Genomic DNA, 13,723 nt, shown 5'->3' with positions numbered 1-13,723 from the left:
GACTGTTCGGCCCAACCTAGGGGAAGATTGCAAAAGGTAAAGTCATGCTTTGGGGTCTGTAACCGACCGGACCTTGCCCCGCTCCAGCCCCAACTGGTGTTCGCGCCAGATGACGACAACATTGCCTGCAATCACCAGCGCGGCCCCGATCAGGATTGCAAGCGTTGGCAGTTCGTCGAACCAGACATAGCCGATCACGATCGCAAAAAGCATGGTTGCATAGTCATAAGGCGCCAGCATCGAGGCCTGGCCAAACCGATAGGAAGATGTGACCAAAATCTGCGCGACGCCGCCGATCAGGCCCATCATGACCATGATCAGAGCCTGATTCCATGTGGGCATCGTCCATCCCCAGAATGCTGTCAGAGCGGACAGGAGCGTCGCGGTCATTGAGAAATAGAACACGATGGCCGCAGCGTGATCGACCTTGACCAATTGCCGGATATGGATCTGAACGAAGGCACGGGCGAGGGTTGCGCCCAACACGCATAACGCGCCGATGGTGGCGGCGAGTTCCATCTTGGTGGTGCCAATACGTGGCCATATCATGATCAGGACGCCCAGCAGACCCAAAGCCACAGCGCCGATACGGATAAGCCGAATCCGTTCGCCCAGCATGACGGCGGCCAGAATCAGGGTGAAGATCGGTGTCGCATAGCCGATGGCAGTAACTTCCGGCAGGGGCAACAGGCTGAGGCCGGTAAAGGTAAGACCCATGGCGCTTGTCCCCAGAACACCGCGCCAGAAATGGCCCATGGGTTTCTTGACCACAAAGCCTTTCGACAACTCCCCCCGCGCGATGAGCCAAAGAATGATCACGGGGATTGCGAACAGGGATCGGAAAAACACCAATTGGCCCGGCGGGAATTCATCTGAAAGTGCTTTGACCAGCGCGGACATCGACGTGAACAGGAACAAGGCGCACAGCTTCAGCGTTACGGCAAGCAGAGGTCGATGCGAAGTTAAGGGTTTTGTCATCGGCGCGAACCTGCGTCTTTGACGGGCAAAGATCAACGGGTGGATTCAGCAATTCACCCAGGATTGCGGCAAGGAACAGCCGATCTCTTCGGCGAATTCTTCAAGAAAGCGGATCATGCGCGCGGTGCGTTGTTCTGCAATCCGCCTTCCGGTTTCGGTCAACATGTCACCTGGCAGGCGCAGAAGTTTCACCTTCCAGTGGTCGAGCGAGAAATGAAGGTCATCCAGTGGCCGGGCTTGGGCAAAAGGGTCCGCCGGATCGTAAAGAGTACGCCCCAAGGCTCCGGAAACGGAAAAGTTGCGGGCGATACCGATGGCGCCTAGGGCGTCAAGGCGGTCCGCATCGCGCAGAATGCGTGCCTCGATCGTTTCAGGGGGGATATCGGCCGAAAAACTATGGGCTTCGATCGCGTGCTGGATCGCACGGACCTGATCGGCCTCAAACCCGATTTCCTTAAGAATAGGCTCTGATTCAGCTGCGGATCTGCGCGAGGCAAGATGCCGGGCGGGATCGTCCTTGGGCAGATTCACAAGATCGTGCAGGTAACATGCGGCCAGCAGCACGGACATATCGGTTTGATCATCTGCGATGGCCCGGGCGTTGGTCCAAACACGATCCAGATGGGCCAGATCATGGGCCGGATCCGTTTCCATGCGATGTGCGACCACAGCCCGCAGGCGGGAGCGCAGATCAGCCGATCCGTCCACGGTTCTCTCCGATCTGGCCGCGATGCAAGAGCAGGTGGTCGAGGATCACGCAGGCCATCATCGCCTCTCCTACCGGGACCGCGCGAATACCAACACAAGGGTCGTGACGGCCCTTGGTGATGATCTCGGTCTCTTCGCCTGATTTGGTGATGGTTTTGCGTGTGGTCAGAATAGACGAGGTCGGCTTGACTGCAAAGCGAACGACGATGTCCTGTCCGGTTGAGATGCCGCCCAGAATCCCGCCCGCATGGTTCGAGCTGTATTGTGGGCCATTCTGGCCCATGAAAATCTCATCCGCGTTGGCCTCGCCCGTCAGTTCAGCCGCGGCCATGCCTTCGCCGATTTCGACGCCTTTCACCGCGTTGATCGACATCATCGCAGCGGCTAGATCAGTGTCTAACTTGGCATAAACCGGCGCGCCAAGCCCTGCGGGCACGCCACGCGCCACAACTTCGACAATTGCGCCAACCGAGTTGCCGGACTTGCGCAGATCGTCCAGATAGGTGGCCCACTTCTCGGCGGCTTGCGCATCCGGTGTCCAGAACGGGTTCTGCTCGATCTGGGACCAGTCGAAATTGTCGCGCTCGATCTTATGCGGCCCGATCTGGGTCATGTATCCGGTGATCTGCACGTTGGGCGCAATCTGTTTGATCGCCTCACGCGCCAATCCACCCGCAGCAACACGTGATGCTGTTTCGCGTGCAGAACTCCGCCCGCCGCCGCGATAATCCCGGATCCCGTATTTCTGCCAATAGGTGATATCGGCGTGCCCCGGGCGGAACTTATCCATGATATCGCCATAGTCTTTCGAGCGCTGATCGGTGTTCTCGATCATCAGTTGCACAGGCGTTCCGGTGGTCTGCCCTTCGAACACACCAGACAGGATTTTCACCTGATCGGGTTCGCGCCGCTGGGTGGTGAACTTGTTCTGCCCCGGTTTGCGCTTGTCCAGCCAGTGCTGGATCTTGGTCTCGTCGATCGCGACACCCGGCGGACAGCCGTCAACAGTGGCACCCAAGGCGGGTCCATGGCTTTCACCCCAGGTGGTGACACGGAATAGATGGCCAAAACTGTTCATCGACATGGGGCGGGCTCCTTTGGGATCGTGATTAGCGGGGAGCGCCGTGAGCCTCAAGGGGATTTGCGAATTGGTGCGCGCCACCTTGCGGTGGCGCGAATGAGTAGTTTTGAGAAGATGAAGATCAGGCGGCCTGCGTCAGCGCCGTTCGGGTCGCTGTGATTTTCAGCGCAGCTTGTGCGGCTTCGCGGCCTTTCTCAACAAAATGCGCGCGGTAGATGGCGTTGTGATGATCGGTTTCCTGATACTGGTGCGGCGTCAGGGAGACGGACAGGACCGGTACGCCGGTATCCATGCCGGCGCGCATCAACCCGTCCACGACGGCCTGCGCCACGAAGTCGTGCCGGTAAATGCCGCCATCCACGACAAATGCGGCGCAGGCGACAGCCGCGTAGCGGCCGGTTTGGGCCAGATCGCGGGCCAGCAGCGGCATCTCGAACGCGCCGGGAACGTCGAAAACATCGACCTGATCGGCCGGGATCAGTTCAAGAAACCCGTCCAGCGCGCGGTCGACGATGTCGGAATGCCAGTTGGCTTTGACAAAAGCATAGCGGGTGTGTGTCATCGTGATCTCCTTTCAGTTCGGTGGCCTGCTGGCGGTCGCGAAAACCTTTGCTGCCAGCCCGGCATGACACGTCACCCAAGGCGATCACGAGCAGGCGCGCCGGTTCACCGGCACGACTTGCACGTTCTCTTCCATCCGGACTTTGACCGTCGGCTCTGGCCTCTCACCAGATCTGCTGACACTCTTTCGTGGTTCCACACTTTGTCCGAATACCGGCCTCTGCCGTTCGGATCGTGGACACGGCAGAGCCGCTCGCGGGCTTACGGGTCATGGCCCGCATACCGCCGGTGGGGAATTCCACCCCGCCCTGAGAACGAGGCAGACCTTGCCAAGAACCAACCCCATCTGCAAGAGATTTGGCAGGAGGTCGCCCATGCACCCAAATCCAGCCTTCCGCGCCGAGGATCGTGCGCGTCATATTGAATTCGCCCGTGACCGGGCTTTTGGCGTTCTGGCGATTTCCGGCGACGGCGCGCCATTGATCAGTCACGTGCCCTTTCTGCTGTCTGAGGACGGTGCGGTGGTCGATCTTCATCTGGTGCGATCAAACCCGATTGTCCGTATGCTGCACGGGCCGAAAGAGGTCAGGATCGCGGTGCAGGGGCCTGATGGCTATGTCTCGCCCGACTGGTACGGTGTCGCCGATCAGGTTCCGACTTGGAACTATGTTGCCGTGCACCTGACCGGACGGCTTGAACTGCGCCCGCAGGACGAGCTGCGTGATTTGCTGGATCGACAAACGGCATTCTTTGAAGATCGACTGTTGCCCAAAGCGCCATGGGTCACCGGGAAAATGTCTGATGACGCGTTGGCCAGAATGATGCGGATGATCGTACCATGCCGGATGCAGGTAGAGGATATCCAGGGCACCTGGAAACTGGGCCAGAACAAGCCGGAGGATGCAAGAATCGCTGCTGCCGACAAAGTTCGCAGCGGATTTGGCAGTGAAACCGGTCAGCTGGCCGCCTTGATACACAAGGCGTAACCAGCACCGGGAAACAGGATTACTCGGAACTGAAAGTTGCCAGATAGGCGGCGATATCTTCCGCGCCTTTCCTGAGCTTGACGCTCATGTTCGGGCGGGCGGTTTCGTCATCCAGATACTCTTTGATGAAACCGATGGGGTCTTTGGAATAGGCGGCAATGTTTTCTTCGGTCCAGATCAGACCTTCTTCGCCGGCACGGATCATGTCATCGGTGAACATACCGACCGGCAGGCGCTCGCTGCCGTAGCGATAGTCATTTTCGGACCCGGCGACACGTCCGACGACACCATAGAGATTCGGGCCGGTGATTCCGCCTTTGACCAGTACTTCGCCGTCCTTGATGATCGCATGACACGATGAACAGCGGTTGTACATCGCCTCGCCTTTCGCTGGATCACCTGCCGCAAGTGTTTGCGAGGACAGGGCCAATGTGAGTATCGCAGTGGCCAGGGTGATTTTTGACATTGGGGTCTCCTTGCAGGAGTTCGCGCGTTTTTGCGCTGTCCGGTATTCACGCAAAAAGTGCAACTGTGTAATTGCGCTCAATTTTCGATTTAAATCATCTATTTGGCAAATATGATTTACCCAGCAGACAATCGCTGCTTCGCGATGCTGATTGTCAAGAATACGCTCTCAAATGATTGGCCGACTGGTGGTCAGAATCGGGCTGGATTTCGCCTGCAAAACTGAGTTCGAAGTTCGAATCAACCCCCGTTGATTCGAAGCCGCAGATAAAGTTGCGGACGAGAATCACCAAAAAAAGCCCCTCGTCACGTGCATGAAGGGACACATGCGGCGTATTGCGCGTTTATGAACGCTGGACGAACACTATTCTCCCCGATAGTAAGCGCGGTTAAGACACCGCATTCGTGCGGTGCGCGAGCTATTTGCCCGTCCGCGGGCGCCAGATAATCGGAGATAACCTCGTGTCCCACGCAGAAGACCACGAAGGCACCCGCAGAGATTTCCTGTACTACGTCGCTGGCGGCGCAGGTGTCGTTGCAACGGGTGCAGCCGTATGGCCACTGATCAACCAAATGAACCCGTCGGCAGACGTTCAGGCGCTGTCCTCGATCCGTGTGGATGTGAGCGGCGTCGAGCCGGGCACGCAACTGACGGTAAAATGGCTGGGAAAACCCGTTTTTGTCCGTCACCGCACCGGTGCCGAGATTCAGGAAGCCCAGGAACAGGACGCCGAAGGTGTTGATGCGCTGCCAGATCCGCTGGCACGCAACTTCAACCTGAGCGCAGATGCGCCTGCGACTGACGCAAACCGTGTCATGCCGTCACCGGAAGGCGAAGCGCCGGGTGCTTGGATCGTTCAGATGGGCGTTTGTACGCACCTCGGCTGTGTGCCTCTGGGGGATGCCGGCGACTTCGGTGGCTGGTTCTGCCCGTGCCACGGCTCGCACTACGACCTCGCCGGTCGTATCCGTAAAGGCCCCGCGCCTGAGAACCTGCCTGTCCCGCCCGCAGAATGGGTGGACAACAGCACAATCAAACTCGGCTAAGGGAGACCCAAACTTATGTCCGGAATTCCCCACGATCATTACGAGCCGAAGACAAACGGCGAGAAGTGGCTGAACAGCCGCCTGCCGATTGTCGGCCTGCTGTACGATACCCTTATGATCCCGACCCCCAAGAACCTGAACTGGTGGTGGATCTGGGGCATCGTTCTGGCGTTCTGCCTGGCGCTGCAAATCATCACCGGTATCGTTTTGGTGATGCACTATACCCCGCATGTCGATCTGGCCTTTGCCAGCATCGAGCACATCATGCGCAACGTGAATGGCGGTCACTTTATCCGCTATCTGCACATGAATGGCGCGTCGCTGTTCTTTGTGGCGGTTTACATCCACATGTTCCGCGGCCTGTTCTACGGCTCGTACAAAGCCCCGCGTGAAATCACGTGGATCATCGGTATGCTGATCTATCTGATGATGATGGGCACCGCCTTTATGGGCTATGTTCTGCCCTGGGGTCAGATGTCCTTCTGGGGTGCGACCGTGATCACCGGCCTGTTTGGCGCCATCCCGTTTGTCGGTGATGCGCTGCAGACCTGGCTGCTGGGCGGACCGGCGGTGGATAACGCCACGCTGAACCGCTTCTTCTCGTTGCACTATCTGCTGCCGTTTATCATTGCGGCATTGGTTGTGGTGCATATCTGGGCCTTCCACACCACCGGCAACAACAACCCGACAGGTGTTGAAGTGCGCCGGGGCTCGAAAGCTGAGGCCGAGAAAGACACGCTGCCGTTCTGGCCGTACTTCGTGATCAAGGATCTCTTCGCCCTAGCCGTGATCCTGGTCGTGTTCTGGGCCGTCGTGGGCTTTATGCCGAACTATCTGGGCCACCCGGACAACTACATCGAAGCCAACCCTCTGGTGACACCTGCACACATTGTTCCCGAATGGTACTTCCTGCCGTTCTACGCGATCCTGCGCGCGTTCACCGGTGAGGTCTGGGTCGTTCAATTCGCCAGCTTCATCACCGGAGGTATCATTGATGCCAAGTTCTTCGGTGTTCTGGCGATGTTCGGTGCGATCCTGGCCATGGCGCTGGCGCCCTGGCTGGACACCTCGAACGTGCGTTCGGGCAAGTACCGTCCGATGTTCAAATGGTGGTTCTACCTGCTGGTCATCGACTTCTTTGCCCTGATGTGGCTGGGTGCGATGCCCGCGGAAGAGCCCTATGCGACCTTCTCGCTGATCGCGTCCGCCTACTGGTTCGCCTATTTCTTCGTGATCATGCCGATCCTCGGAGTGATCGAGAAGCCTCTGGCACAGCCCGAGACCATCGAAGAAGACTTCAACGCGCATTATGGCAAGGCTGACGCCAAAGCCACGCCGGCCGAGTAAGAAGAGGGACCGGAAACATGTTCAAGAAACTTGCAATCGGCGCCGCGTTTGCCTTGGCCCTGACCCCTGTTGCATCCATTGCAGCAGGTGGGGGTGAGCAGCATATCGAAGACTTCGACTTCTCGTTCGAAGGTCCCTTCGGTACCTGGGACCAGCATCAGCTGCAGCGCGGCCTGCAGATCTATACCGAGGTCTGCGCAGCCTGCCACGGTCTGCAATATGTGCCTCTGCGCGATCTGGAAGCGCTGGGCTATTCGGAAGAAGAAGTTATCGCTTATGCAGCGGGCAACTTCGAAGTGTTCGACCCCGAGCTGGACGATTTCCGCCCGGCGATTCCGACTGACCACTTCCCGGCCAACAACGGTGTCGGCGCACCGGACCTGAGCCTGATGGCCAAGGCCCGCGCGGGCTTCCACGGACCTTACGGTCTGGGCATCAATCAGCTGGTCAAAGGCATGGGCGGAGCCGAGTACATCGCCTCACTGCTGGACGGCTATACTGGTGAAGAGAAGGAAGAGGCAGGCACTGTCCTCTACGAAAACAAGGCCTTCCCCGGCGGCTGGATTTCGATGGCACCGCCGCTGGCGGATGAACAGGTCGAGTTTGCTGACGGGCACTCGAACTCTGTCGAACACATGTCAGAGGACGTCGCGGCGTTCCTGATGTGGGCGGCCGAGCCGAAGATGATGGAGCGCAAGAACGCCGGCTTTGTTGGCGTGATTTTCCTCACCGTTCTGTCGGTGCTTCTCTATCTGGTCAACAAGCGCCTGTGGGCTCCGCATAAGGGCAAGAAATCGGTCTGATCCGTCAGGGTAGGTTTAAGGAAATTCAAAAGGCCCCGTGCGTCGCGCGGGGCTTTTTCTTTGAAACCGCTCGACAACTTGTTCCTTGACGCGAACCCCGTGCAACACGACGCTGGTTGCATTGTAGAAGTCATTTTGGAGTGAATTGTCATGAACGCTTTGTCGAATGCCGCGAAACTGCGCGAGGCCTTTTCCAGATGGAACGAATCCAAGGGTTCGAACCTGAAAATGTGGGACGACTACACGACCGACGATATCTGCATCCGGTCCCTTGGCGACGGGAAAAACGGGCTGGACTTCAGTTGCGCCCGCAAGGGGCAGGGTCAGATGCACCAATATCTGAAGGAATTGACGGATGCCTTCGAAATGGTCCACTGGACGTTGCAGGACACCATAGCCCAGGACGACCGGGTCGTCGGGGTGGGCGTCACGGCCTGGACACACAAAGCCAGCGGCCAGAAGGTCGAAACGCCGGTCGTTGTCATTTGCAAGTTCTGCGGCGACCGGGTCTGCGAATATCAGGAATTCTACGACACGGCCGCCCTCGCTGCCGTGACCGGGCAATGAATGCCGCCGGCAGCCGACGCCATCACGCGATCAGCTGGGTTTGAGTATGACCGGTGACTGCCGCCGTCACGATCTCGCCCTCGGTCCGGGGGGCCGAAAAGGACACTTCGGTGAATTGCTCGGTTCGGCCCATGTGCGGGCTTTCCATCAGGATGTGATGGGTTTTGCCGATTTGTTGTGACAAGTGCTTTGTGACCTGAGCGTCGCCTGCTGCGCGCAAGCGGGCGGCGCGATCCTTGATGACCGTTCCATTCACCTGCTGCGGTATGCGGGCCGCCGGTGTGCCTTCACGCTTGGAATAGGGGAAGACATGCAGCCAAGTCAGGTCGCAGTCGCTGATCAGCTTCAGCGAGTTTTCGAAATGCGCTTCGGACTCGGTCGGGAAGCCTGCGATGATATCCGCACCAAAGGTCATGTCGGGGCGCAGCTTGCGTGCCTCTTCGGTAAAGCGGATGGCGTCGTCGCGCAGATGGCGGCGTTTCATGCGCTTTAGAATCAGATCGTCGCCGTGCTGAAGCGACAGGTGCAGATGCGGCATCAGGCGCGGCTCGGTTGCGATGGCCTGCATCAGATTCTCGTCCACCTCGATCGAATCGATCGAGCTGATGCGCAGGCGCGGCAGGTCGGGCACCAGCTTGAGGATGCGCATGACAAGATCGCCCAGTTTGGGGCTTGCGGGCAGGTCGACGCCCCAGGATGTCAGATCGACCCCGGTCAGCACGACCTCGTTATAGCCCTTGTCGACAAGCCGCTTGATCTGATCCACCACCACACCGGCTGGCACGCTGCGCGAGTTGCCCCGGCCATAGGGAATGATGCAGAAGGTACAGCGGTGGTCACAACCGTTCTGGACCTGCACATAGGCGCGCGAGCGGGTGCCGAATCCGTCGATCAGATGGCCGGCCGTTTCGGTGACCGACATGATGTCATCCACCTGCACCGCCTCGGTCTGACCGATGAAATCAGTCGCCATGCCTTGCCAGGTCTCGGGCTGCATCTTTTCAGTGTTACCGATGACCGCATCGACCTCGTCCATCTGCGCAAAGGTTTCGGGCTCGGTCTGGGCGGCACAGCCTGTGACGATCAGGCGGGCATTCGGATTCTCGCGCCGTAGCTTGCGGATTTCCTGCCGGGCCTTGCGCACGGCCTCAGCCGTCACGGCGCATGTGTTCACCACCACAGCGTCTGTCAGACCGGCCTGTTGCGACAGTTCTTTCATCGCCTCAGTTTCATAGGCATTCAGGCGGCAGCCCAACGTGGTGAACTTGGGCGGGTTCATCCCAGTGACCTCAGAAATTCAGGCGTCAGAGTGCCAGAGAAAACGTGACATGTCGGGCCGGTCATCCAGACACCATCGTCGCGCCAGTCGACCCAAAGCGTGCCACCATCCAAATCAATCCGTACTTTGCGCCCGGTCAGCCCCCGTCGCGCGGCGGCCACGACCGTTGCACAGGACGAAGACCCAGATGCCAGAGTGATGCCTACTCCGCGCTCCCATACGCGCATACGGATGTGATCCGGACCAATGACCTGGGCCACCTGGACATTAGTGCGTTCGGGATAAAGCGGGTGGTATTCGTAACGCGCGCCGAATTCTGCCAACGGGATCGCTTCGGCGTTGTCAACGAAGAACGTGCAATGCGGGTTGCCCATTCCCGTTGCCGTCGGGGTGCCTTCGATCGGCAATTCCAGCGTGTCCATCTCTTCTGCCAGAGGAACTTCGCGCCAGTCCAGCTGCGGGTGCCCCATGTTGACCGAGGTGAGCCCATCGCCGGCATCCCGCGCATGAAGGGTTCCCCGTTCCGTGGTGAGCTTGAGGGCAGAGCGACCCGTCTCATCCATAAGCAACCGTGCAATACAGCGGGTGGCGTTGCCGCAGGCGGCAGAGGTTGATCCATCGGAATTGTAGAACACCAGATGCGCGTCGGCTTCACCCTTTTCGATAACGGCCAACTGATCGAATCCCACCCCAAATTGCCGATGCCCGATTCCCCGGGCCAGCGTCGGCGTGATCGGGGCATCCTGTGCGCGTGCGTCAACAATGACAAAGTCATTGCCCAGCCCGTGCATCTTTATGAAGGGCAGTCCGGTGTCGAGTCTCTGTTGCATGGCGGGCATATAACGTCGGTCCGAACATGAATCCACCCTGTCGCGAAGATTCCTCAAAAAAGGGGTTGACCCTCCAGCGCCACCTGCCTAATTAGGCCGCCTATCGGGTTGCCGGAAACACGCGTTGTTACGGCGAAACGAGGCGCAAAATAAGGGCTTGAACCCGGTCGGGGAATTGCCGTAAAGAGCGCCACGGATCAACAGATCCAACAAAAGAGTGGGCCGTTAGCTCAGTTGGTAGAGCAACTGACTTTTAATCAGTGGGTCGCAGGTTCGAATCCTGCACGGCTCACCACTTTTTTAATAAATAACAACACCTTGCGGAGTGTGTGCCAGTACTTTGCTGGTAGGCGCGTCCGGTTTTCACGGACTATTCACGGACGACATTGATGCAACAGGTCAACATCAATTTGCCTGTTGCGTTCTCTCGCATCAGGCGGAACCGTTTGAACCTCCATGGAATGCTCAGAGCGGACTAGGACCATCCAGTATGGGGGGGTGGGGGCGCACCCCGCCTGTAGGAGTCCCGCTGATAAATGCACCTCCCCAGCCTTCCCACCGAGCGAAGCGGGTTTCTCGAATTTGCCATCCTGCTGCTGACAAACACGCGCCGCTTAAGGACGATCAGCATGGCGTGTTTAGGCTAGCCTTAGTCTGAACTGTTAGTAGGGAGATAGCAGCATGGCTGCAGCCGACTGGGCTAAACGGGCGAGATTCGCCGAAGCATATGCAGAGTGCGGCAACGCCACTCAGGCAGCACTGCACGCTGGAGTCCCCAAACCCTCGGCGCACAGCATGGGCTATAGGTGGCTGCGTGACCCGCAAGTCACTGAGATGGTCCGAGATGCCATGAATGACCGGTTGAAGGCACTGGGTCCCGCCGCGTTGGGCGTCGTGCAGGAAGTGCTACTGAGCCCGACAGTCAGCCCTCAGCTGCGCTTGCAGGCCGCACGGGACGTGCTAGACCGGCTCGGTTGGGTTCCGCCCAAACGTCCCGGACCAGTCACCAACTCTGGGCCACGTGACCTGACCGAGTGCTCATTAGAAGAGTTGGAGACCATGGTGTCCGGAAGCCCATATGTTCGGCTAGACAATGAATCTCTGATGAGGCTGTCAGGTCAAGCGTGACGCGGGCTACTACCTCAAGCCTATCTGTTGGGCGAATTGGCGAAGGTTTTGAACGTAATTCTATTCGAACACTGCCGCCCGCCGGTGCCGACATACATACATACTACTTAGAATAGTAGTATGTATGTAGTGTCAGAGCCAAGCGTTCATAAGCTATCTTTAGGCTGATCAATCAACCAGCCACACATAGTGCGACGATGTCTCAATGAGGCCCAAATCTTCAAGCTGGCTGAGCGCATTTTTCAGGGCGCGCCGCTTCCTGCTCGTGTCAGGGAGGTCGAAGCAGTTCGCCCCCCAAGACATGAAGGCAGTCCAGGCCGCTGCCGTGACATTCAGTTTTTCACCGGAGTCAAGGTCCAAGCAGACCTCCTCACCGTGCATAGACAGAAAGTCTTGAAGCGCGTTGAGTGCGATCAAGCAGTTGCCTTGCAGCGCAGGTGAATCGTCCGAACGCGACGGTAATGTCACAAACTCAACACATGCAGAGGACCGCCCATTTCCACACGCGACAACAGGTTTCAGACGAAAGGCACAGACCGGTCCGTCCTCAAGGTCCTTCTGCTTTTCGGCCTTAACGGCGACGCTACCCTTTGACGGCACTAGACGAAGCACCGTGTCACAGGCTCCCAGCAATGCCGAATGCCCACGCATTCCGCGCTCTGCCGCCTTTCCCGTATGGTGAACCAACATCACGTGCGCGCCTGTCGCTTCACGCAGCATGTCTGTCACTTGCGTGAGCGTACCCATCGCAGAGTTGGAATTTTCGTCTGCGCCCTGCATGCAGCGCGCCAGTGTGTCAAACACGATCAGCCTTGCTGGACCATGGATGCTCTCTAGACGTTTGATTTGAAGGAGCAGTCCCATGACATCACCATCAACGTCGAGCAAGTTTACTGAAAGAGAGATGACCTGCAGGTGTCGGCTACGCCCATTGCGCAAGCTCTGAACCCGGAGCGACATTCCACCCTCACCCTCAGCGGCGATGTATACCACCAATCCTTGCGTGACCTGAGCGCCGTTCCATGTGCCTCCGGTTGCGATGGTATTGGCCATGTCTAGGGCTAGAAACGTCTTACCGCAGCCCGGCTTACCGTACATCACGGATAGACAGTTGAGGTCCAATACACCTTCGATCAACGGCGTCGGCCCACGCATGTCCATTGGATCATCTGGCAACAAGGCCTGCTCAAAGCGCTGTGCTAAGGCAGCGACGCTCTTGTCGTCAGCCCAGCCTGCCTTGATGGGTTTGCCAGCAACCTCCCTCAAGACTGGTTTGGCTTTCGGGGTGTTATGATTGCCTTGGGATGCGCCAATCCCCCTGAAAATGTCGAGGCCTGCACCAGACTCATCCGCCATTTTTTCGAGTGCACCGCTGTTAACCTCCCAGCCGGAGCGGAATGACGACCATGTTTCCACAAGCCAGTTCTGGTCATGAGGGCCGTCCGCCTGCCAGTTCAAAACAATCTCCAGCACGTCGTTAGCACCCGCGCCAATTGCGAATGCGTCACAAATGAGCCTCCGGGCAGTGTGTTCATCAATCTCCGGGTTGATGTGCCGAAAGCACTGTTGGAGGTACAAATGATAGCCAGTGGGCGCGTGGGTTGCTTGAGTTCGGACCATTCCTCAGCCCTCCGCCTGCTTGAAACAGTTCGCCGTATTCATCTTCTGCTCGGCGTGCTCAAGCGCCTCTTGGACGTTGTGCACCGCCTTCTTATTCGGGTGCCAAACAGTTAGAGGCCATGTGCGGATCGTGCGGGCGGTCACAGGGAATAGCCGCTTGGTAATGATGGCCGCCAATGTCTGACGGTCTGCATATTTGGGGAGTTCGGCTCCACAGGTGCAAACGGGATTAGGGGTCCTAGCAGGACGGGTCATAAGTCGTCTCCATCGAATGAATGATGACCCCAATTGTCACCATCCGCCGAATCCGGTCGTCCCTTTCA

14 protein-coding genes, 1 tRNA gene and 1 riboswitch are annotated in these 13,723 nt (G+C 58.2%); of the genes, 7 read left to right on the top strand and 8 right to left on the bottom strand.

The window, feature by feature from the left end; all coding sequences use genetic code 11:
- Positions 1-42 precede the first annotated feature (42 nt).
- The 4 genes from ACR0LI_RS16590 to ACR0LI_RS16575 all read right to left on the bottom strand — a co-directional run bounded on the left by ACR0LI_RS16590 (position 43) and on the right by ACR0LI_RS16575 (position 3,329).
- Positions 43-978, bottom strand: a complete 936-nt coding sequence (locus ACR0LI_RS16590; protein WP_480718877.1) for a DMT family transporter — start codon at positions 976-978, stop codon at positions 43-45.
- A gap of 45 nt (positions 979-1,023) precedes the next feature.
- Positions 1,024-1,686, bottom strand: a complete 663-nt coding sequence (locus ACR0LI_RS16585; protein ID WP_480718876.1) for an HD domain-containing protein — start codon at positions 1,684-1,686, stop codon at positions 1,024-1,026.
- On the bottom strand, positions 1,670-2,770 hold the full coding sequence (gene aroC, locus ACR0LI_RS16580) for a chorismate synthase (protein WP_480718875.1): 1,101 nt from the start codon (positions 2,768-2,770) through the stop codon (positions 1,670-1,672). The genes ACR0LI_RS16585 and aroC overlap by 17 nt, the downstream gene beginning before the upstream one ends.
- Before the next feature lie 118 nt (positions 2,771-2,888).
- Positions 2,889-3,329, bottom strand: coding sequence for a 6,7-dimethyl-8-ribityllumazine synthase (locus ACR0LI_RS16575; protein ID WP_210093605.1), 441 nt, complete (start codon positions 3,327-3,329; stop codon positions 2,889-2,891).
- A 119-nt stretch (positions 3,330-3,448) separates the two neighbouring features.
- Positions 3,449-3,648: riboswitch (FMN riboswitch) on the bottom strand.
- A 54-nt stretch (positions 3,649-3,702) separates the two neighbouring features.
- Here ACR0LI_RS16575 and ACR0LI_RS16570 point away from each other — a divergent pair.
- On the top strand, positions 3,703-4,314 hold the full coding sequence (locus tag ACR0LI_RS16570) for an FMN-binding negative transcriptional regulator (protein WP_480718874.1): 612 nt from the start codon (positions 3,703-3,705) through the stop codon (positions 4,312-4,314).
- 19 nt (positions 4,315-4,333) lie between these two features.
- Here ACR0LI_RS16570 and ACR0LI_RS16565 read toward each other — a convergent pair whose 3' ends face one another.
- Positions 4,334-4,780: a c-type cytochrome gene (locus ACR0LI_RS16565; RefSeq protein ID WP_171638455.1), complete on the bottom strand. Its 447-nt coding sequence runs from the start codon at positions 4,778-4,780 to the stop codon at positions 4,334-4,336.
- Positions 4,781-5,241: 461 nt separating this feature from the next.
- Here ACR0LI_RS16565 and petA point away from each other — a divergent pair, with 461 nt between their 5' ends.
- The 4 genes from petA to ACR0LI_RS16545 all read left to right on the top strand — a co-directional run bounded on the left by petA (position 5,242) and on the right by ACR0LI_RS16545 (position 8,543).
- Positions 5,242-5,826 (top strand): ubiquinol-cytochrome c reductase iron-sulfur subunit, encoded by a 585-nt coding sequence (gene petA, locus ACR0LI_RS16560; protein ID WP_152459513.1) that lies wholly within the window; start codon positions 5,242-5,244, stop codon positions 5,824-5,826.
- Positions 5,827-5,841: 15 nt separating this feature from the next.
- Complete coding sequence (petB, locus tag ACR0LI_RS16555; RefSeq protein WP_480718873.1) at positions 5,842-7,173, top strand: cytochrome b; 1,332 nt, start codon at positions 5,842-5,844, stop codon at positions 7,171-7,173.
- Positions 7,174-7,190: 17 nt separating this feature from the next.
- Positions 7,191-7,976 (top strand): cytochrome c1, encoded by a 786-nt coding sequence (locus ACR0LI_RS16550; protein WP_171724762.1) that lies wholly within the window; start codon positions 7,191-7,193, stop codon positions 7,974-7,976.
- Between the two features lie 150 nt (positions 7,977-8,126).
- A complete protein-coding gene (locus tag ACR0LI_RS16545) occupies positions 8,127-8,543 on the top strand; it encodes a nuclear transport factor 2 family protein (RefSeq protein WP_480486281.1) in 417 nt (138 codons plus the stop codon).
- A gap of 22 nt (positions 8,544-8,565) precedes the next feature.
- Here ACR0LI_RS16545 and mtaB read toward each other — a convergent pair whose 3' ends face one another.
- The gene (mtaB, locus tag ACR0LI_RS16540) at positions 8,566-9,822 is read right to left on the bottom strand and encodes a tRNA (N(6)-L-threonylcarbamoyladenosine(37)-C(2))-methylthiotransferase MtaB (protein ID WP_480718872.1); all 1,257 of its coding nucleotides are present in this window, start codon (positions 9,820-9,822) and stop codon (positions 8,566-8,568) included.
- Complete coding sequence (gene dapF / locus ACR0LI_RS16535) at positions 9,819-10,661, bottom strand: diaminopimelate epimerase (protein WP_480718871.1); 843 nt, start codon at positions 10,659-10,661, stop codon at positions 9,819-9,821. The genes mtaB and dapF overlap by 4 nt, the downstream gene beginning before the upstream one ends.
- 210 nt (positions 10,662-10,871) lie before the next feature.
- Here dapF and ACR0LI_RS16530 point away from each other — a divergent pair.
- A tRNA-Lys gene (locus ACR0LI_RS16530) sits at positions 10,872-10,947 on the top strand.
- Positions 10,948-11,333: 386 nt separating this feature from the next.
- Positions 11,334-11,780 carry a terminase small subunit gene (locus ACR0LI_RS16525; protein WP_480718870.1) on the top strand — a complete coding sequence of 149 codons (447 nt, stop codon included), beginning with the start codon at positions 11,334-11,336 and terminating at the stop codon, positions 11,778-11,780.
- Positions 11,781-11,948: 168 nt separating this feature from the next.
- Here the strand turns inward: ACR0LI_RS16525 and ACR0LI_RS16520 are convergent, their stop codons facing one another.
- Positions 11,949-13,400 carry an AAA family ATPase gene (locus ACR0LI_RS16520; RefSeq protein ID WP_480718869.1) on the bottom strand — a complete coding sequence of 484 codons (1,452 nt, stop codon included), beginning with the start codon at positions 13,398-13,400 and terminating at the stop codon, positions 11,949-11,951.
- Positions 13,401-13,723 lie beyond the last annotated feature (323 nt).

The sequence above is a fragment of the Ruegeria sp. CL7 genome, assembly GCF_056536445.1.
The sequence above is the reverse complement of the archived record's forward strand: the minus strand, read 5'-3'. Positions and strand labels throughout refer to the sequence as shown.

Excerpts from the sequence above, each read along its gene's own strand:
- ACR0LI_RS16590 (WP_480718877.1), bottom strand. The coding sequence starts at position 978 with ATGACAAAACCCTTAACTTCGCATCGACCTCTGCTTGCCGTAACGCTG.
- aroC (WP_480718875.1), bottom strand. The coding sequence starts at position 2,770 with ATGTCGATGAACAGTTTTGGCCATCTATTCCGTGTCACCACCTGGGGT.
- ACR0LI_RS16575 (WP_210093605.1), bottom strand. The coding sequence starts at position 3,329 with ATGACACACACCCGCTATGCTTTTGTCAAAGCCAACTGGCATTCCGAC.
- ACR0LI_RS16570 (WP_480718874.1), top strand. The coding sequence starts at position 3,703 with ATGCACCCAAATCCAGCCTTCCGCGCCGAGGATCGTGCGCGTCATATT.
- ACR0LI_RS16565 (WP_171638455.1), bottom strand. The coding sequence starts at position 4,780 with ATGTCAAAAATCACCCTGGCCACTGCGATACTCACATTGGCCCTGTCC.
- petB (WP_480718873.1), top strand. The coding sequence starts at position 5,842 with ATGTCCGGAATTCCCCACGATCATTACGAGCCGAAGACAAACGGCGAG.
- ACR0LI_RS16550 (WP_171724762.1), top strand. The coding sequence starts at position 7,191 with ATGTTCAAGAAACTTGCAATCGGCGCCGCGTTTGCCTTGGCCCTGACC.
- ACR0LI_RS16545 (WP_480486281.1), top strand. The coding sequence starts at position 8,127 with ATGAACGCTTTGTCGAATGCCGCGAAACTGCGCGAGGCCTTTTCCAGA.
- mtaB (WP_480718872.1), bottom strand. The coding sequence starts at position 9,822 with ATGAACCCGCCCAAGTTCACCACGTTGGGCTGCCGCCTGAATGCCTAT.
- dapF (WP_480718871.1), bottom strand. The coding sequence starts at position 10,661 with ATGCCCGCCATGCAACAGAGACTCGACACCGGACTGCCCTTCATAAAG.
- ACR0LI_RS16525 (WP_480718870.1), top strand. The coding sequence starts at position 11,334 with ATGGCTGCAGCCGACTGGGCTAAACGGGCGAGATTCGCCGAAGCATAT.
- ACR0LI_RS16520 (WP_480718869.1), bottom strand. The coding sequence starts at position 13,400 with ATGGTCCGAACTCAAGCAACCCACGCGCCCACTGGCTATCATTTGTAC.